Here is a 17,208-nt window from a genome sequence, read left to right as displayed (position 1 = left end):
CGGGCCTGCAAGGCCCATCATGCACAAGGCGCAGACCGCCGCAGGCCCTCATCACGCATTCAAACGGCTGCTGGCGCCCACTCGTCCCTATTGGGATTCGTCAAACATGGGTTGTGAGAGGCTCCCATTAGCCTCATACACAGCTTTCAGGCCGGCCATGGTCGGATTTGGAGTTGGGTCCAATATCACTAGAACGGGGACGGCGCCTGAGGTCTTGCAGTCAACAGCAAACTGATGCTCCTCGCCAATTCGCCCTTGTCCACTAGCCGCAATGGTCACTCGTAGTTTAAATTCATAAGCCAACGGTGGCCTCCCAGGCACCGCCTTCCAGCAGTCCACCTGACGTCCCTTCGAGGGGTCGTCGGTGCGTTTGACGACCTTGGAACGGGAGCCCTTGGGCTCCCCGCCTATAGCGGCTGCAAGAATAGGCTCGAAAAGGTAGCCTGTCTCCTGCGCCGACCTGTTATCTAGGTCATAGAAGAATTTTCGCCAGGTCAACCATGAGGCAAGGGCTTCAGGTTCGACATGCCCATACTCCATGAGTGAACGGGGAGACACCTGAACCATTGTCGGCATTGGTTGAGCGGACAAAATCTTGGAGTATTTCGTCCGACGTTTGTGCAACTCCGATAAACACCTAAGATAAGTAACAAAGTCCGGTATATCAATTGCGGCTTGGCGCATCAACGACACATGCTCAAGCTCCTCCAATGGAATCGGTGCTTCAAACCAACCATCTGGAACGCAATAGTAATCAACCCCGGGATTTATCTTTGCAGCCAGGCCAGGGTGCGTCTTCTCAAGCTCCGGGAAACGTTCCGTATCGTAGTAGACCACGCCGATGAGTTTTGCAAATTCACCTTGACTCATCACCACCGGTAGCGCTGTAGCAGAACCTAGTGTCGTCACTTTGGTCAGAAACTTCGACTCTTCCGCAGAAAGTCGTAATGGGGTTTCACTCATAGTTCGCTGAATTCAAGTTGTTGTTGTTGTTGAATACCCCGCAGAAGCGACTCGGTCTTCTGAAGTGCCTCACTCATACCGGATGCTTCCGTAAGCATGTATCCAAGAAGTCGCGCATCACCATTACGCGGCAAGCCGACCCCCGAGCCAAATTGCCCGTCGAGCGCCTTCAGGTGCTTGGCAAAGACAGATGCTGCCAACGGTGGAACAGCATTTCCAATCTGTTGAATGACACTCGCAGCGTTGCCCGAAAATGAATATGCATCCGGGAAAGTTTGAATTCTTGCGCACTCGCGAATAGTCAATGGCCTATTCTCATGTGGATGAATAAATTCTCGGGACGCAGCTCCGGTGATAGTTAGGCTCTGCAGGTCACCAGTCAAGCGCTTTACCCCCGATGGAGCGCCACCCCGTTTCTCGGTTGGGGTCCCGTCTTGCACACGTCGGAAGGCACGACGTTTAAAGCTCTCATGCCAATGTTCTTGAGGCAGGTCCTTCATCGTCTGACCCGGCCTAAGAAGCGAATACATTTCGGAATCCTTGACATCCACATTCTGAAAATGCTCCGTCAAAAGACCAACCTCATTACCCAACCTCATTCTCTCGTCGAATTCATTGACTGGAACTTCGGACGAATAGTTTAGTTTCTCCTGCCGAGATTTGCCTGCCATGGGCAAACCTGCCAGCGCCTCGTCAAGCGTAGGAGCAAAAGGCTTACCACTATGCTTCTTTGACTTCCCGGAGGCATACGACTGCGTTTCCGCCGGGAACTCAAAGTCAATCCCCAAGCAATTCCCGATTATCAAAACGCGCTTTCGCGTTTGAGGCACACCGTAGGCAGCAAGATTGACCTTCTGAACCCGAACCGAATACCCAATCCGCAGAAACTCTTTGACAAGAGAAGAAACAGCAGCGCCATGTCCGGACGTAAGCAGGCCTTCAACATTCTCGAATATGAACCAGCGCGGACGTAGCCGGTCAACGATGTTCAAATAGTTGAATATCAGGCGATTGCGAGGGTCGCTTGAGTCGCGCGACCCGGCCGTGCTAAACCCTTGACAAGGAGGCCCGCCGATAACGGCAAAGGGGGCACGCCCACCGGTTATTTTTCGGAAGTATTCAGGGTCTATGGACGAAAGGTCAACGTTATGGCAGTCGCTACCAACGTTTCGTTCATAGGTTGCGCACGCATCTTGGTCAATCTCTGCGCCACAAAGCGGCTTCAACCCAGCTAATGCAAATCCATACGAAAAGCCTCCGGCACCGGAGAAGAACGAGAGAACGTCGTCAGATTGCGCTTGTGGGCTGTGCATATAGCCAGTTTACCGGCAGGGGCGAGTCGCAGGGGCCGCCGCGAAGCCGTGAGGCAAGGCGTCCAGCCCGAGCCGATGGAGGGGCCTGCAAGGCAACTCGGTCGGCGTTCCGCTCGCAGGGTGCCCGACCGTTGGGCCTTGCCGACAGGGAAGATCGGAGGGCTGGGGCGCGTATTGGGGTGGATGAGGAGGGGGCGTCCAGCCCGCAAGGTGGCGTGTCGCCCTAGCGACCTTGAGCCGCCGTGCCGCCCTTTGTGGCGGTGGAAGGTATCTCCTTCGACCGTCTCGTCCTTCGCGACGGGCTGCAAGTCGGTCGCAGTCTACACTCAGCGCCTCAGCGCCGTCTCGGCCTCAATCTGCCCAAGCCAGCGGATAGACTGCTCGCGGCTGTCGCCGCACATGTCGGGGGACGGCTGGAGAGAGCCGCAGACAGCCGGCCTCTCGGGGTGGTCGAAAATCTTGCATCGCTCTTGCTCGTCGCGCTGCACACATCTCACGCCGGCTGGCTTGCCCTGCGGCATTCCGGGGATGGGGCTGGAAATGGACGGCGCCGTGCAGCACGCGCCGCAACCGGGGCGGCAGGTTATTTCCATGCATTTGCTATTGAATTAATAGCTATGTGCCTTAGTGGATATTGTGCTGGAGGCCATTTTGCCTTTGAGTCGAGTGTTTGGCGGATCAAGCGGCGGGGCCTGTCACGCTGGCGGTGCCCAGGCGCTCGGCAGCCCACAGCACCTGATCCACCACGGCGCGCACGCGCTGGCGGTGGGGTTCGTGCACCAGCACGCCCTGATCGTCCAGGGCGCTCGCGGCCAGACCCAGGGCGAACGCCTGTGGCGCCAGCCAGCATTCCAGGTTCATGAGCAGCGGTGCCAGGTGGCTTTGCGAGCGCAAGCCGCCGAGACCGCCGTTGGACGCGCTGAGCATGCCCACGACCTTGCCGCGGAAGGGGCGGGTGCCGTCGCTCCAGTCCGGGTGGCCGGCCACCGGGCTGGAGGCCCAGTCGATGGTGTTCTTGAGCAATGCCGTGTAGCTGCCGTTGTATTCGGGCGAGCAGATGATCCAGCCCGGGTGGGAATCCATCGCTGCCTTGAGGCGCAGAACGTCGGGGGGCGTGCCGACGGCTTCGAGGTCGGCGTTGTACATGGGGATGTCGAAATCGGCGAGTTCGAGCAAGGTGACGTCGGCGCCGGCATCGCGCGCAATGTCGGCGGTGGCGCGCGCCAGGCGGCGGTTGAACGATTGCTGGCGGGTGCTGCCCGCGAAGACGAGGAGTTTTTGCATGGCCGCGATTGAATCACACCCCTTCAGCAGGAAACCTGCAAGAAACCATCCCTGCGCCAGATTTGGTTCCACGTGAAACAGCACCGATGGCAGGGGCGGGCCCGAAGTGGGAAAATCCAGGATTTTCCAGCCCGGCAGGGCCGGCCCGTGCGCCGGTGCTGGCGGGCGCGCCCCGCGCCCTGCGGCGGCGTCCGTGTCGATGAACGGCCCTGCGGGGCCCCGGAGCAGTCCCATGTTGTACCCCCAGGAATTTGATGTGATCGTCGTCGGTGGCGGCCATGCCGGCACCGAAGCCGCGCTGGCCGCCGCGCGCATGGGCCAGCGCACCTTGCTGCTCACGCACAACATCGAAACGCTGGGGCAGATGAGCTGCAATCCCTCCATCGGCGGCATCGGCAAGGGCCATCTGGTCAAGGAGGTGGATGCGCTGGGCGGTGCCATGGCGCTGGCCACCGACGAAGGCGGCATCCAGTTCCGCATCCTCAACAGTTCCAAGGGCCCCGCGGTGCGGGCCACGCGCGCGCAGGCCGACCGGGTGCTGTACAAGGCGGCCATCCGGCGCATGCTGGAGAACCAGCCCAATCTGTGGCTGTTCCAGCAGGCGGTGGACGATCTGATGGTCGAGGGCGATCGCGTGGTGGGTGCCGTCACGCAGGTGGGCGTGCGGTTTCGCAGCCGCACGGTGGTGCTCACGGCGGGCACCTTCCTGGACGGCAAGATCCATGTGGGCCAGAACAACTACGCCGCGGGCCGGGCGGGCGACCCGCCGGCGGCCAGCCTGTCGGCGCGCCTGAAGGAACTGCAGCTGCCACAGGGCCGCCTGAAGACGGGCACGCCACCGCGCATCGATGGCCGCAGCATCGACTTTTCGAAGTGCGAGGAGCAGCCCGGCGACGGCATGCCCGGCGGCGTGAACGAGGGCACGGTGCCGGTGTTCAGCTTCATGGCGCATGCCTATGGCGGCGCCGCCATGCACCCCCGCCAGATGCCGTGCTGGGTCACGCACACCAACGAACGCACGCACGCCATCATCCGCAGTGGGTTCGACCGCAGCCCGATGTTCACCGGCAAGATCGAGGGCGTCGGCCCGCGCTACTGCCCCAGCGTGGAAGACAAGATCAACCGGTTTGCCGACAAGGACAGCCACCAGATCTTCCTGGAACCCGAAGGCCTGACCACGCACGAGTTCTACCCCAACGGCATCAGCACCAGCCTGCCGTTCGACATCCAGTACGAACTGGTGCGCAGCATGGCGGGGCTGGAAAACGCGCACATCCTGCGGCCCGGCTACGCCATCGAATACGACTACTTCGACCCCCGCTCGCTCAAGAGCACGTTCGAGACGCGGCAGGTGCAAGGGCTCTTTTTCGCCGGGCAGATCAACGGCACCACCGGCTACGAAGAAGCGGCTGCCCAGGGCCTGTTCGCGGGCATCAATGCCGCACTGCAGTGCCGGCAGATCAAGGGCGAGGCCAACGATTTCGGCGGCGCCTGGCTGCCTCGCCGCGATGAGGCGTATCTGGGCGTGATGGTGGATGACCTCATCACCAAGGGCGTCACCGAGCCTTACCGCATGTTCACCAGCCGGGCCGAGTTTCGCCTGCAACTGCGCGAAGACAATGCCGACATGCGGCTGACCGAAGTGGGGCGCCAACTGGGCCTGGTGGACGATGCGCGCTGGGAGTCGTTCAGCCGCAAACGCGATGCGGTTTCACGTGAAACAGAGCGCCTCAAGACCACCTGGGTGAACCCGCGCAGCCTGCCTGCGGCCGAATCGGCCCGCGTGCTGGGCAAGTCCATCGAGCACGAATACAACCTGTTCGATCTGCTGCGCCGGCCCGATGTGGCCTACGGCGACCTCATGGGCATGGATGGTGGCCGGCTGGCGTCTGCGGACGTTTCACGTGAAACACTGGGTGAGCTGGCGCTGCCGGTGGTGGAGCAGGTGGAGATCGCCGCCAAGTACGCGGGTTACATCGACCGCCAAAAAGACGAGGTGCAGCGCGCCGCGCATTTCGAAACGCTGCGCTTGCCGGCCGATCTGGACTACCTGCAGGTGCCGGCCCTGTCCATCGAAGTGCGCCAGACGCTGCAAAAGCACCGGCCGGAAACCCTGGGCCAGGCCTCGCGCATTTCCGGGGTGACGCCTGCCGCCATCTCGTTGCTGCTGGTGCATTTGAAGCGGGGCGGGTTCAAGGGCTTCACCACGGCGCCGGCCCCCGACGAGGTGCCGGCATGAGCGCTGTGGCATTGCAGGGCGCGTTGACCGAAGGCGCTCAGGCCCTGGGGCTGGGGCTCACCAGCGGGCAGGTCACGCAGTTGCTGGAGTTTCTGGCCCTGCTGCAGAAGTGGAACAAGGTGTACAACCTGACGGCCGTGCGCGATCCGCAGGAAATGCTGACCCACCACCTGCTCGACAGCCTGGCGGCCGTGCCGCCGCTGCGCCGCCAGCTGGCACTGGTGCCTGCCGGCATCGACGCGAACCCGGCTCTGCCGCCGCGGCTGCTGGATGTGGGCTCGGGTGGCGGGCTGCCGGGCGTGGTGTTCGCCATCTGCTGCCCGGGCCTCGACGTGAACTGCGTGGATACCGTGGCCAAGAAGGCGGCGTTCATTCAGCAGGCAGCGGTGACGCTTCGGCTGCCCAACCTGCATGGCATCCATGCCCGCGTCGAAAACCTTGCCGGTCCCTACGATCTGGTGAGCTGCCGCGCCTTCGCATCGCTGCCCGATTTCACCGCGTGGTCCGGCAGCGCGATGGCCCCGCATGCGGTGTGGCTGGCCATGAAGGGCAAGCGGCCCGACGACGAAATCGCCGCGTTGTCGCCGGATGTGCAGGTGTTTCACGTGGAACCCTTGGCAGTGCCCGGGCTGGATGCAGAGCGTTGCATCGTCTGGATGCGGCGAACGGATGGCGCGGCGCCTTCGGTCGCTTAAACTCGCTCCTCCAGTTTTCGGGGGGCTTTCATGTTTGGCGTAGCAGATTACGGCGCGTTCGTCGCGGCCATCGTGTTGTTCCTCGCCATTCCTGGCCCGGGCAACCTGGCGCTCATCACCTCGACGGGCAAGGGCGGCATCCGCGCCGGGCTGGCCGCCACGTTGGGCGTCATGGCCGGCGATCAGGTGTTGATGTGGATGGCGGTGGCCGGTGTGGCGGCGCTCCTGGCGTCCTACCCGGCGGCCTTTCATGCCGTGCAGTGGCTGGGCGCGGCCTATCTGGCGTGGCTGGGTTTTCGGATGCTGACCGCACGGCCCGGCAGCCAGCCCGTGATCGCCATCGAGCCACGGCATTACTTCAAGCAGGCGGCATGGATCACGCTGCTCAACCCCAAGGCCATCGTGTTCTACATGGCGTTCTTTCCGCTTTTCGTGGACCCGGCCCGCCATCAGGGCCTGCTGACCTTCGGCGCCATGGCGGCCACCATCGCGGCGCTCACCTTCGTGTACGGCCTGATCGTCGTGCTGCTCACCCACCGCCTGGCGGAGCGCATGCGCGCCAACCCGCGCATCGCGCGCGTGCTGGAAAAGATCGCCGGCGTCTTTCTCATCGGCTTCGGCATCAAGCTGGCCCTCACCAAATAAATTCGCGAAACGAAAGCATCCATGGCCAAGATTTTTTGCATTGCCAATCAGAAGGGCGGGGTGGGCAAGACCACCACCTGCGTCAACCTGGCCGCGGGGTTGGCCAAGATCGGCCAGCGGGTGCTGATGGTCGATCTGGACCCGCAGGGCAATGCCACCATGGGTTCGGGCGTGGACAAGCGCGCGCTGGAGCTGACCGTGTACGACGTGCTGCTGGAGTCGTCTTCCATCAAGGAGGCGGCGGTGCTGTCGGAAAAGTGCGGCTACCACGTGCTGGGCGCCAACCGCGAACTGGCCGGCGCCGAGGTCGAGCTGGTGGCCCTGGAGCACCGCGAACGGCGCCTGAAGGCAGCCCTCGCCGAGGTGGACGCGGACTACGACTTCATCCTGATCGACTGCCCGCCATCGTTGAGCATGCTCACGCTGAACGGCCTGTGCTGCGCGCATGGCGTCATCGTGCCGATGCAATGCGAATACTTCGCGCTGGAGGGGCTGACCGACCTGGTCAACACCATCAAGCAGGTGCACGCCAACCTGAACAAGGACTTGCAGATCATCGGCCTGCTGCGCGTGATGTTCGACCCGCGCATCACGCTGCAAAGCCAGGTGAGCGAGCAGCTCAAGGACCATTTCGGCGACAAGGTGTTCAACACGGTGATCCCGCGCAACGTGCGCCTGGCCGAGGCGCCGAGCTACGGCCTGCCGGGCGTGGTGTTCGACCCGTCCGCCAAGGGCAGCCAGGCGTTCGTGGACTTCGCCCGCGAGATGGTCAAGCGCGTCAAGCGCATGTAGCCAGCCGCAGCGGGTTTTGAATCGAATCGCCCCTCTGCCGCCGTATTCATTGCCCTTTTTGCTATCAAAAACATAGTATGAAACCAGACAACGTGCTGCTGCTACCCGGTTGGCAGAACTCCGGGGAAGACCACTGGCAAAGCCGCTGGGAGCGCCTGCACGGCGACCGGCGCGTGGAGCAGCACGACTGGATGCATCCGCTGCGCGGCGACTGGTCCGCGCGGCTGGAAGAGGTCGTGGTGGACGCCGACGGCCCCGTGGTGCTGGCGGCGCACAGCCTGGGCTGCATCCTCACCGCCTGGTGGGCGGCGCACTCGAAGAACGCCCACCGGGTGCGCGGTGCGCTGCTGGTCGCGCCGGGCGATGTCGAGCACCCCGACGTCGCGCCCCTGCTGCCCGGCTGGGCCCCCATCGCGCGCCAGCCGCTGCCGTTTCCCGCCGTGCTGGTGGGCAGCCGCAACGACCCGTATTGCAGCTTCGAGCGCGTGCAGGGGCTGGGCCGCGACTGGGGCGCGCGCTTCGTCGATGCGGGCGCGCTCGGCCACATCAATGCCGAGTCGGGCCTGGGGGACTGGGCCGAGGGCAGGGCGTTGCTGCAGTCGCTGTTTTCATCCACGCCCTCGCCCACGCCCACGCCTGGGCCGTCGGCATGATGCCTGCCAACGCGGGCCTGCCGCCCTCGCGCCGCTCTGGCCATGTCCTGGCGATCCCCCGCTGATCGATGAATTCCTTTGTCCGGCCGGCCGCTGCAAGACCCAGCGCCCCACCGGGCCGGCCCCTCTATCGAAGCACAACAGAAAGCACTTTCCATGGTTACCAAGAAACCCAAGGGCCTCGGCCGCGGCCTCGAAGCCCTGCTGGGCCCCAAGGTCGCCGAAAAAGGCGATGCCGCCCCGACGCCGCCCGAAGGCACGCCCAGCACGCTGGCGCTCACCGAACTGGTGCCCGGCATGTACCAGCCGCGCACGCGCATGGACGAGGGCGCGCTGTACGAGCTGGCCGAGTCGATCAAGGCGCAGGGCATCATGCAGCCGATCCTGGTGCGCCGGCTGGCGCAGGGCGACCACGCGGGCCGCTATGAAATCATTGCCGGCGAACGGCGTTTTCGCGCGGCGCGGCTGGCGGGGCTGGACACCGTGCCGGTGCTGGTGCGCGACGTGCCCGACGAGTCGGCGGCCGCCATGGCGCTCATCGAGAACATCCAGCGCGAAGACCTGAACCCGCTGGAAGAGGCGCAGGGCCTGTCGCGGCTGGTCAAGGAATTCGGCCTCACGCACGAGCAGGCCGCGCAGGCCGTGGGCCGCTCGCGCAGCGCCGCCAGCAACCTGCTGCGCCTTTTGAACCTGGCCGACCCGGTGCAGACGATGCTGATGGCCGGCGATATCGACATGGGCCATGCGCGCGCGCTGCTGTCGCTGGACCGGGCGGCGCAGATCACGGCGGGCAACCAGATCGCCGCCAAGAAGCTGTCGGTGCGCGAGGCCGAGGCCCTGGTCAAGAAGATCGGCGCCGAGTTCAGCCTGGTGCCGCAAAAGCCCAAGAAGGACGCCAAGTCGCGCGACCTCAAGCGGGTGGAGGAAGATCTGTCCGACCTGCTCATGGCCGAGGTCGAGGTGCGGGTGAAAAAGCGCGTCAAGCGCGGCAGCCGCACCGAAGAGATGGGCGAGCTGGCGATCCAGTTCGGTTCGGTCGACGCGCTGAACGGGCTGATCGAGCGCCTGCGGGGCCACTGACGCGCCAGCGGGTCAGTGGGGCGGTGGTCTGGTGGGCCGATGGGCTGGCGTGGCGGTCGGGCTCGTGCCGCCGCTGCAGCGCTTTGCGTTGGGCCTTATGCGAAAACATGCGTTGACCCTGCCATCGCCGTGTTCAAAGATCACCCCCCGTCGGCATCGCTTCACTCGCGGCGCTGTGCTGCTCAGGAAGGCCGGCGAACAGGGAGGCCCACCATGAAAGTGTCATTGAACGCTGCCGAGCTCCAGCATCGGCAATCCGAACCCACCAGCGGCGACGGCGCAGCGGCGGCCAGCAAAAGCGGGCCGGCGTCCCCGGGGCCCTCCGGCCATCCGGACCTGCCGGCGCGCGAGCCCCGTCCTTTCGGCGCAGAAACGGCGCGGCTGCGCACCGCGCTGACGGCGCTGCTCGCGCCGGGCGGTCACGCCCATGCCGGCGGCAATGCCCGCCCCGGCGGGCCGGGCGACACGGCGCTGCTGCGCCAATTGCTGCAGGCGGCGATCGATCACCCGGCAGCAGCGAATGCAGGCCGGCCCTCGCTGGCCGCGGCACTGGCCGCTGCGGGCCATGCGCCCCGGCTCAGGGGCGCCGAACTGCTGGAAGGCAGCCCATCGCTGCGCGGCTGGGATCTGTCCGGCGTGGCCTTCGAGGACTGCCGCTTCGACCGCAGTTCGCTGGCGGACACGCGCATCGAAGGCAGCGCTTTCCAGGGCTGCCAGTTCAACGAGGTTTCGCTGGCCCATGCCCAGTTGCGCGACAGCCAGTTCACCGGCTGCCGCTTTCAGGAGGCGATGTTCCTCAATGCGACCTTGAGCGGTGTCCGCTTCGAGGCCAGCCATCTGCACGGCAGCAGTTTCGAAGACGCGCGCCTGCAGGACGGCTCGGTGTTCAAGGGCGTGAAGATGCCGGGAACGCATTTCCTCTGCGCGTCGGTGGGGGATGCGCGCATCGAGGCCTCCGATCTGACCGACACGGTGTTCCTGGGCACCCAGGCACGGTTTCGCATCGATGCCGCGTCGCAGAAGACGGCCCGCCTCACGCGGCCCACCACGGCCACCCTGGTCTCGCACGATGTGCGCGGCATCACGGTGCCGCGCGTGGGCGCCAAGATCGCTGCCGTGGCCGGCACCCTGCCGCTGCGGGTCGAGATGCGAGAGGCCTCGCTGCAGGCGGCGGCAGTGGACGCAGAGGTCGATGCCCATCTCGATCGCCTGGCCGCGCAGCCGTCCGGCGGCAGGCCGCTGGCCCAGCGCCTGGTGAGCGACGCCCTCGCGAACCCTGAGTCGCTGCCCAAGATCGCGCAGATTCTGGCGAAGGCCGAGGTCCTCGCGCGCCATGTCGATTCCGTGGTCCTGCCCGGTGGCGAAGACATTTCGCCGCACCTTTATGCCCAGCCGGCCGCGCCGCAGACCGACTGGAGCGGCGACTACCGGCGGTCCGTGCTCGAACTGGGCCTGCTGCACCAGTGCTTTCACCGGGGCGTGCCCCTGATGGCGATCTGCCGCGGCTTTCAGATGACCAACGTCTTTTTCGGCGCGGCGCTGCAGCAGCATGTGGGGAGCCAGGTGGGCGTCCGGACCCTGGACGACGACCGGGCCCCCGCGTCGCAGGGGGCCAGCGCTCCGGTGGCCGCGCAGACCGAGATCGGTGTCTTCGGCACCGCGCTGCAGGACATCCGCGCGGCCGTCTATCACCACCAGGCGGTGATCGACGATCCACAGGCGCGGCCGGACCTGCGCACCGCCCTGCGCCGCACGATCCCCTCCGAAACGGGCGACACCGCCTGGCGCGCCGTCATGGCGGTGGAGTCGTCCCAGCCGCGGGCGCCGCTGATCGGCCTGCAGTTCCATCCTGAGTTTTTCGATGCATCGACAGCGACCGCCCTGGCCAGCGACGGCAGCCCGCCATCCAACCAGGCGCTGGAGCGGAAGGCCGTGGGCCTGCGCAATCCGGCCGACCTGATCGCCAGCGGCATCCTGGACCACATGTCGCCCGGCAACGATGCGCTGTGGAAGATCCTGTCGCAGGCCGCTACCGCACACCGCCACAAGGCGGCGATCACGGCCGACGTGCTGCAGGCGCAGAAGGCGGCGTTGAAGCCCGTGCAAGCCGCCGTGGAGGCCCCTGTCGGGTGATGCCGCGCGGGCATCGAGCGTCGTGTTCAGGCCGGCCCGCGCCGGTGCTCCAACACCGCGATCGCCGCGAAGCCGCACAGCACCGCGAACCACAGCGTGGCCACGCGAATGCCCACGGCGGCCAGCGTGCCCAGGCCGATCGGCACGGCCTGCAGCGCCAGCAGGGCGACCAGGGTGGCCTCGGTGGTGCCGATGCCGGCCGGCAGCATGGACGCGGCGCCGGCCAGCATGGCCGTGGGGTAGAGGGAGACCGCATCGCGCCAGGGCAGATCGATGCCCAGCCCGCGCAGCAGCCAGGCGAACGAAAGCGCCACCACGCCCCAGGCGATCAGCCCCAGGCCGAGGGACAGGCCCAGGTCCAGCGGATGCAGCCACGCCCTGCAGCCCGCCAGCCCCATGGCCAAGGCCCTAACCGCGCGCGACACGCGCGGCCAGCCGCAGCGGCGCAGGCAGGCGGCGCTGCGCAGCAGCCACGCCGGCCGTGCCGCTACCAGTACGACGGCGCCGATCATGCCCGCCACGAAGGCTACCAGCACGGCGAACAGCGGCAGTGCGGGGATGGCCAGCGCTGCCAGCAGCACCACGCACAGCAGGTCGAACGCGCGCTCGTACACGAAGGCCGAGACGGTGCGCGCCGTCGGCACGCCATGGCGCGAGAAATAGCGCACGCGCACCAGTTCGCCGACCTTGCCGGGGGTGGCGGTGAAGGCAAAGCCCGACAGGTACCCGAGAAAGCCCGGCCCCCAGGGCACGGAGTGCCCCGCACGCGACAGCAGCCAGCGCCATCGCAGGTAGCGCAGCAGGTACGAAGCGAAGGCGAGGCCCGCCATGGACGGCATCCAGGCGAGCACCTGCGGCAACTGCGCGAAGACCTGGTTGCGCGCATCGGCCCAGGCCAGGGCCACCACGTAGGCCGCCGTGCAGGCCCCGGCCGCAGCGACGGCGTGGCCCGGCTTCATGCGCGGTCGGCGAAGGACCAGCGCTTGTGGCCCAGGTAGCTGGTGAACACCGGCACGGCCACGCCCACGGCATGGGCGATCTCGGGCACGAAGGCCGTCACGCCCAGCGCGGGCAGCACCTGGCGTGCCAGCAGCAGGCTCACCGCCCAGGTCTGCGCCACGGCCACCAGGTTCACCAGCACGAAGAACCCGGCGGATTTGTGCACCGGCTGCTGGCTGCCCTGGAACACGAAGGCGCGGGCCAGCAAAAAGGCCGTGACCATGCCCACGCCGTAGGCCAGCACCACGGCGTAGGAAAACGGCATCCACTGGTTGAGCACGATGCGCGCGATGAAGTTGGCGAGCGCGGCCACGCCGCCGGTCACCAGAAAGGCCACGAACTGCCGGGATCGGAACTGCGCCAGCATGAGCGGCCCCTAGACCCGCGCCGCAGCGGCCTGCGCGGCCATCTGGCGCCCGAAGCCGATGCTCTCGGAGATGCCGCGGTCCTCGGGGTAGTAGTACGACGTGTCGGCCACCCACAGGCCACGCACCGGCAGCTGCACGGGCGGCAGGCTGTCCAGGTAGTTGGGCGGGCAGATGGGCTGCGCGTAGCGGTAGCGGCTGGCGCGCAGGGCCAGGAAGTCGCTGTCCTGCAGCTTCGGGTTGATGGTCTTCAGGTAGCGGCGCACCTTGTCGAGGAAGGCCGCGTCGGGCTCGGCGAACTTGGGATGCTCGCCAGGCATGTAGAACGGCACGTACACCACCGACTCCTGCAGCGGCCGCAGGTTGCTGTATTCGACCAGGCCGGGAATGTCCATGTCCGGATCGTTCACGTTGACCCAGAAATTGCCGGACAGGGGCTGGCGCAGCTTGGCGATCACGCAGACCACGGCGATGTTCTGCAGCGCGGCATATTGCGCCAGCAGGGTGGGCGGCAGGTCGGGCATGGTGCGGGGCACGTAGGGCAGGGGGATGGTGCTCACCACCTTGTCGAAGGCCTCGAAGCCCTGCGCGGTTTCAAGGCCCTGCACGCGCGTGGCGTCCATGCGCACGCGCGTGACCGGCGTGGACAGGCGGATCTCGCCGCCATGGCGGCGAATGTCCGCCACCATGCCGTCCAGCAAGGTGACCGAGCCGCCATCCAAATGGCCGAGCTTTTCGCGCATGAGGCTGTAGCGCGAGCGGCCGATGCGGCGGATGCGGCTCCAGATCCACGCGGCGGACAGGTTGCCGGCATGGTCGTAGAACTTGTAGTCGAACAGGCGGCGCCACAGCACTTCGTAGGCTTCCTTGCCCACCCAGCGACGGATCCAGCCCGTGGCCTCTTCGCCGTCGAGCGGCTTCCAGTCGGTGCGCTTCGTGGAGAGGAAGGCATGCAGGCCGTAGCGGAATTTCGCGACCAGGCCCAGGCCCTGAAAGCGCAGCAGGGCCACGGGGTTGCCCCAGGGTTGCAGCCGCTTTTGGAACCAGTAGCCCATGCGCGTTGCGCGCCAGCGCATCTTGTCCGAGAGCCCGAGTTCGTCCAGCATCTGCAAGAAGGCGTGGTCGGAGGTGCAATGGAAGTGGTAGTAGCGCTCGATGGGCAGGCCGTCGAAGTCGAACATCGCGGTCATGCCGCCCACGCGGTCGTCGGCCTCGAAAACCACGGGCCGGTGGCCATCGCGCGCGAGCTGGTAGGCCACGGCCAGGCCCATGGGGCCGGCGCCCAGCACGGCGATGCGCTGCCCCGGCGTTGCGGCCGCGGCCTCGGAAGGAGAGGGGGTTTGCGCGCTCATCAGAACTCCAGCACCACGCGGCTGTATTCCGGGTGGTTGAAGGTTTCGTGGATGGCCTCGGCGAAGGGCGTGGCGCGCACGCCGAAGATGCCGGGCCAGTCGATCACCTCGAACTCGTCGTGCGCCACCAGCGCCTTGAGCTGGTCGGCGGTGAAGGGCGGGTCCTTGTCGAACAGCGCCCACACCTTGAGCAGCAGAGAGAAGAGGCCATAGGGGATCTTCACGATCCAGGCGCCGGCGCCCGTGGCGGCCTTGATCTGGCGAATGATGTCGATGTAGTCCACCTTCTCCAGCCCCGTGATGTTGAAGACGCCGCCCACCCGGCGCTCCTCGATGCAGCGCACGATGATGCGGCAAAAGTCGGCCGCGTAGAGCGGCTGGCGCATGTAGCGGCCGCTGCCGGGAATCGGAAACACGGGCACCTTGCGCATGAAGCGCGACAGCCAGCCCAGGTGCTTGCGGTCGAACCAGCCGAACATCAGCGTGGGCCGCAGCACCACGCAGGGAATGCCGCTGTCCAGCACCATCTTTTCCTGGGCGCGCTTGGTCTCGGTGTAGTGGTCCTGCGCGACCGACTCCACCACCGACGAGCTGATGTGCACCGTGTGCGCGATGCGGTGGCGCTGGATCAGCGCCAGGATGCGGCCGGTGGAGGTGAGGTTGTTGCGCACGAACGGGTCGGCCTGCGGCGCGCCGATCTGCGCCTGCAGCATGACCACTGCGTCCGCGCCCTCGAAGTGGCGCTCCCATGCGCCGGGCTCGGCCAGGTCGGCGTCCTCGGCCACGATGTCGGGGTGCACCTGCCGCAGGATGGCCAGGTTGCTCGCATGCTTGTCCAGCACGACCAGGTTGTGATAGCCGTGCAGCTTCAGATGGGCCACGAGGTTCTGGCCCACGAGGCCGGCGCCTCCCGGCAGGATGATTTTGGCGTTCTTCATGGGAGTCTTTTTCTCAGCGATGTCTGGTGAGGCGGTGTGCACGCTCATTGCGGCTGCGGCACCTTGAGGGCCACCGAGCACTCGGTGCCGGGCGCGGTCAGCGTCACGGTGGCCGGCAGTGTCTCGGGCGTCGCCTTCAGGTAGGCGGTGAAGGTCAGGTAGCGCGCGGGCGCGTGGGCACCGCCCGGCGCGCTCAGCTTGCGCCAGCGGTGGGGCACGCCCACGCCCACCACGGTGCCGTCGGGCGCGACGAGGCGCACCGATTCGGGCGGCGGTCCCTCGCCATCGGGCAGCAGCGCGCCGCTCACCGAGACGAAGCGCGCGTCGCCAGGCACGCGCTGCACCCAGTCCACGAAGGCCGTGCAGCGGGCGGGCGGCACGTCCACGTGCGAGCCCAGGGCCGTGGCGGCGTCGGAGAGCGGAGGCTGGCCGAAGATCGAATGGCCGTGCCGCTGTGCCTTGGCGACGATGAGCTCGCCCAGGTTCCGGTCCCAGATCAGCATGCCGATGCGGCGTTCGTCATGCACGCCCATCGCGAGCGCGAGGGCTCCGGTCATGCGCAGGTGGGCCACGTCGTTGCGCTTGGTTTCGCGCATCTGTATCGCCAGCATCTGGGCCAGCACGGCCACCAGCAGCAGGGTAAAGCCGGCGCGGGCGAGACCGCGCAGGGCCATCACGCGGGGTGCGTACAACACGCCAAGGGCGGCCCACGCCATCATCGTGGGCGTGGTGTAGCGGCTGGACAGCGAGCCTTCCATGCTGAACTGCAGGCGGCCGCTGGCCGTCGCGAAGGCGATGCCCGCTACGAAGGCGACGAAGGTGAGCAGCGACAGCTCCAGCGCATGGGCGCGCGGGGCCCGAAGCGCAGGCACCAGCCGGGCCAGCGTCAGCCCCGTGAACAGCACGCCGAAGGCCTGGCTGATCCACATCGCCTCCATCTGCCGGGCCAGGTGCTGGAACGGGCTGCCCAGGTATTGCAACGTGTACTGCAGCATGCCCAGCGGCCGGCCCATGAGCACTGCCAGCAGGCCGGGCCGGGGCGTCGGCGCGACGAAATCCGCCATGTAGGCACCGATGCCCAGCGCGGCCAGCAACGCCAGTACCGCCACACGGCGCCAGCCCATGCGCGCGACGGCGGCGTACAGCGCCATCATGGGCAGCGCCATGATGCCGTTGGCCATGGTGCCGATGCTCAACACGCCCAGCGTGCAGCCGCCGATGAACCAGCGCAGGCTCTGTGGAGACTGCGTGGCGCGGTACAGGCAGTACAGCCCGGCCAGCGGCAGCCATTGGGCGAGGAAGAACTGGCTCTGGAAAGCCCAGGTCAGGTTTTCCTGCTGGATCCAAGACGTCAGCCAGACGGAGAGCAGCACGAGGGCCGACACCGAGGTGGCGCGGGGCATCGGTCCCAGCCGCGCTTTCAGGAAGGCCCAGAACGTGGCGATGCTGCCCGCCACCAGCAGGTAGTTGACCGCGATCAGGAAGACCTGAGTACCACCGAACCAGCGGTACTCCATCCAGAACAGCGCCTTGGACAGCACGAGGCGGTGCTCGTTGAAAAGCCTCCACCAGGCGCTCCAGCCGCCGCCGTCGCGCACGTCGGCATAGAAGTCCACCGCACCCCACATGTCCCAGATCGGGACAGCGGTGAACGTGCGCCAGGCCGCCACGGCCGTCGCCAGTGCGAACAGCGCCGCATAGCCCACAAGGGCCACCGCCGCCCAGTGGCGGCGGCGTTCAGGGGTCCACCGCATGGC

The 17,208-nt window shown here is 66.4% G+C and carries 16 protein-coding genes; 7 read left to right on the top strand and 9 right to left on the bottom strand.

Going from position 1 to position 17,208, the window contains the following annotated elements:
* Nucleotides 1–87: 87 nt before the first annotated feature.
* The 4 genes from AVHM3334_RS18780 to AVHM3334_RS18765 all read right to left on the bottom strand — a co-directional run bounded on the left by AVHM3334_RS18780 (nt 88) and on the right by AVHM3334_RS18765 (nt 3,560).
* Complete coding sequence (locus tag AVHM3334_RS18780; protein WP_284414848.1) at nt 88–963, bottom strand: ApaLI family restriction endonuclease; 876 nt, start codon at nt 961–963, stop codon at nt 88–90.
* Nucleotides 960–2,276, bottom strand: a complete 1,317-nt coding sequence (locus AVHM3334_RS18775) for a DNA cytosine methyltransferase (protein ID WP_284414846.1) — start codon at nt 2,274–2,276, stop codon at nt 960–962. The genes AVHM3334_RS18780 and AVHM3334_RS18775 overlap by 4 nt, the downstream gene beginning before the upstream one ends.
* Nucleotides 2,277–2,602: 326 nt before the next feature.
* Nucleotides 2,603–2,869 (bottom strand): YkgJ family cysteine cluster protein, encoded by a 267-nt coding sequence (locus AVHM3334_RS18770; RefSeq protein WP_284414844.1) that lies wholly within the window; start codon nt 2,867–2,869, stop codon nt 2,603–2,605.
* Nucleotides 2,870–2,954: 85 nt separating this feature from the next.
* Nucleotides 2,955–3,560 (bottom strand): NADPH-dependent FMN reductase, encoded by a 606-nt coding sequence (locus AVHM3334_RS18765; protein ID WP_284414842.1) that lies wholly within the window; start codon nt 3,558–3,560, stop codon nt 2,955–2,957.
* Between the two features lie 232 nt (nt 3,561–3,792).
* On the opposite strand from AVHM3334_RS18765, the gene mnmG reads away from it, so the two are divergent.
* The 7 genes from mnmG (at nt 3,793) to AVHM3334_RS18730 (ending at nt 11,797) form a co-directional block, all read left to right on the top strand.
* On the top strand, nt 3,793–5,799 hold the full coding sequence (gene mnmG, locus AVHM3334_RS18760; protein WP_284414840.1) for a tRNA uridine-5-carboxymethylaminomethyl(34) synthesis enzyme MnmG: 2,007 nt from the start codon (nt 3,793–3,795) through the stop codon (nt 5,797–5,799).
* On the top strand, nt 5,796–6,494 hold the full coding sequence (gene rsmG, locus AVHM3334_RS18755; RefSeq protein ID WP_284414838.1) for a 16S rRNA (guanine(527)-N(7))-methyltransferase RsmG: 699 nt from the start codon (nt 5,796–5,798) through the stop codon (nt 6,492–6,494). Before mnmG ends, rsmG begins: the two co-directional genes overlap by 4 nt.
* Before the next feature lie 30 nt (nt 6,495–6,524).
* On the top strand, nt 6,525–7,139 hold the full coding sequence (locus AVHM3334_RS18750) for a LysE family translocator (protein WP_284414836.1): 615 nt from the start codon (nt 6,525–6,527) through the stop codon (nt 7,137–7,139).
* 21 nt (nt 7,140–7,160) lie between these two features.
* Nucleotides 7,161–7,931 carry a ParA family protein gene (locus AVHM3334_RS18745; protein WP_284414834.1) on the top strand — a complete coding sequence of 257 codons (771 nt, stop codon included), beginning with the start codon at nt 7,161–7,163 and terminating at the stop codon, nt 7,929–7,931.
* A 77-nt stretch (nt 7,932–8,008) separates the two neighbouring features.
* The gene (locus AVHM3334_RS18740) at nt 8,009–8,584 is read left to right on the top strand and encodes an RBBP9/YdeN family alpha/beta hydrolase (RefSeq protein ID WP_284414832.1); all 576 of its coding nucleotides are present in this window, start codon (nt 8,009–8,011) and stop codon (nt 8,582–8,584) included.
* Nucleotides 8,585–8,740: 156 nt separating this feature from the next.
* Nucleotides 8,741–9,664: a ParB/RepB/Spo0J family partition protein gene (locus tag AVHM3334_RS18735; protein ID WP_284414830.1), complete on the top strand. Its 924-nt coding sequence runs from the start codon at nt 8,741–8,743 to the stop codon at nt 9,662–9,664.
* A 213-nt stretch (nt 9,665–9,877) separates the two neighbouring features.
* Nucleotides 9,878–11,797, top strand: coding sequence for a gamma-glutamyl-gamma-aminobutyrate hydrolase family protein (locus AVHM3334_RS18730; RefSeq protein ID WP_284414828.1), 1,920 nt, complete (start codon nt 9,878–9,880; stop codon nt 11,795–11,797).
* A gap of 26 nt (nt 11,798–11,823) precedes the next feature.
* Here the strand turns inward: AVHM3334_RS18730 and AVHM3334_RS18725 are convergent, their stop codons facing one another.
* From AVHM3334_RS18725 to AVHM3334_RS18705, 5 genes are read right to left on the bottom strand one after another with little or no spacing between them, the layout of a single operon-like run.
* Nucleotides 11,824–12,756 (bottom strand): lysylphosphatidylglycerol synthase transmembrane domain-containing protein, encoded by a 933-nt coding sequence (locus AVHM3334_RS18725; RefSeq protein ID WP_284414826.1) that lies wholly within the window; start codon nt 12,754–12,756, stop codon nt 11,824–11,826.
* Nucleotides 12,753–13,163, bottom strand: coding sequence for a GtrA family protein (locus tag AVHM3334_RS18720; RefSeq protein WP_284414824.1), 411 nt, complete (start codon nt 13,161–13,163; stop codon nt 12,753–12,755). Before AVHM3334_RS18720 ends, AVHM3334_RS18725 begins: the two co-directional genes overlap by 4 nt.
* Nucleotides 13,164–13,172: 9 nt before the next feature.
* The gene (locus tag AVHM3334_RS18715) at nt 13,173–14,513 is read right to left on the bottom strand and encodes an NAD(P)/FAD-dependent oxidoreductase (RefSeq protein ID WP_284414822.1); all 1,341 of its coding nucleotides are present in this window, start codon (nt 14,511–14,513) and stop codon (nt 13,173–13,175) included.
* On the bottom strand, nt 14,513–15,451 hold the full coding sequence (locus AVHM3334_RS18710; protein ID WP_284414821.1) for an NAD-dependent epimerase/dehydratase family protein: 939 nt from the start codon (nt 15,449–15,451) through the stop codon (nt 14,513–14,515). The genes AVHM3334_RS18715 and AVHM3334_RS18710 overlap by 1 nt, the downstream gene beginning before the upstream one ends.
* A 44-nt stretch (nt 15,452–15,495) precedes the next feature.
* Entirely contained in the window at nt 15,496–17,205 is a 1,710-nt protein-coding gene (locus AVHM3334_RS18705) for a hypothetical protein (protein ID WP_284414818.1), read from the bottom strand.
* Nucleotides 17,206–17,208: the final 3 nt, after the last annotated feature.

The organism is Acidovorax sp. SUPP3334 (assembly GCF_030159055.1).
In the GTDB taxonomy this organism is placed as follows: Bacteria; Pseudomonadota; Gammaproteobacteria; order Burkholderiales; family Burkholderiaceae_C; genus Paracidovorax.
Note: the sequence above shows the minus strand (reverse complement) of the source record. Positions and strands in the feature narration are given on the sequence as shown.

Excerpts from the sequence above, each read along its gene's own strand:
- AVHM3334_RS18705 (WP_284414818.1), bottom strand. The coding sequence starts at position 17,205 with ATGCGGTGGACCCCTGAACGCCGCCGCCACTGGGCGGCGGTGGCCCTT.
- AVHM3334_RS18730 (WP_284414828.1), top strand. The coding sequence starts at position 9,878 with ATGAAAGTGTCATTGAACGCTGCCGAGCTCCAGCATCGGCAATCCGAA.
- AVHM3334_RS18735 (WP_284414830.1), top strand. The coding sequence starts at position 8,741 with ATGGTTACCAAGAAACCCAAGGGCCTCGGCCGCGGCCTCGAAGCCCTG.
- AVHM3334_RS18750 (WP_284414836.1), top strand. The coding sequence starts at position 6,525 with ATGTTTGGCGTAGCAGATTACGGCGCGTTCGTCGCGGCCATCGTGTTG.
- AVHM3334_RS18765 (WP_284414842.1), bottom strand. The coding sequence starts at position 3,560 with ATGCAAAAACTCCTCGTCTTCGCGGGCAGCACCCGCCAGCAATCGTTC.
- AVHM3334_RS18710 (WP_284414821.1), bottom strand. The coding sequence starts at position 15,451 with ATGAAGAACGCCAAAATCATCCTGCCGGGAGGCGCCGGCCTCGTGGGC.
- AVHM3334_RS18770 (WP_284414844.1), bottom strand. The coding sequence starts at position 2,869 with ATGGAAATAACCTGCCGCCCCGGTTGCGGCGCGTGCTGCACGGCGCCG.
- AVHM3334_RS18775 (WP_284414846.1), bottom strand. The coding sequence starts at position 2,276 with ATGCACAGCCCACAAGCGCAATCTGACGACGTTCTCTCGTTCTTCTCC.
- AVHM3334_RS18715 (WP_284414822.1), bottom strand. The coding sequence starts at position 14,513 with ATGAGCGCGCAAACCCCCTCTCCTTCCGAGGCCGCGGCCGCAACGCCG.
- mnmG (WP_284414840.1), top strand. The coding sequence starts at position 3,793 with ATGTTGTACCCCCAGGAATTTGATGTGATCGTCGTCGGTGGCGGCCAT.
- AVHM3334_RS18725 (WP_284414826.1), bottom strand. The coding sequence starts at position 12,756 with ATGAAGCCGGGCCACGCCGTCGCTGCGGCCGGGGCCTGCACGGCGGCC.
- AVHM3334_RS18745 (WP_284414834.1), top strand. The coding sequence starts at position 7,161 with ATGGCCAAGATTTTTTGCATTGCCAATCAGAAGGGCGGGGTGGGCAAG.
- AVHM3334_RS18740 (WP_284414832.1), top strand. The coding sequence starts at position 8,009 with ATGAAACCAGACAACGTGCTGCTGCTACCCGGTTGGCAGAACTCCGGG.
- AVHM3334_RS18780 (WP_284414848.1), bottom strand. The coding sequence starts at position 963 with ATGAGTGAAACCCCATTACGACTTTCTGCGGAAGAGTCGAAGTTTCTG.
- rsmG (WP_284414838.1), top strand. The coding sequence starts at position 5,796 with ATGAGCGCTGTGGCATTGCAGGGCGCGTTGACCGAAGGCGCTCAGGCC.
- AVHM3334_RS18720 (WP_284414824.1), bottom strand. The coding sequence starts at position 13,163 with ATGCTGGCGCAGTTCCGATCCCGGCAGTTCGTGGCCTTTCTGGTGACC.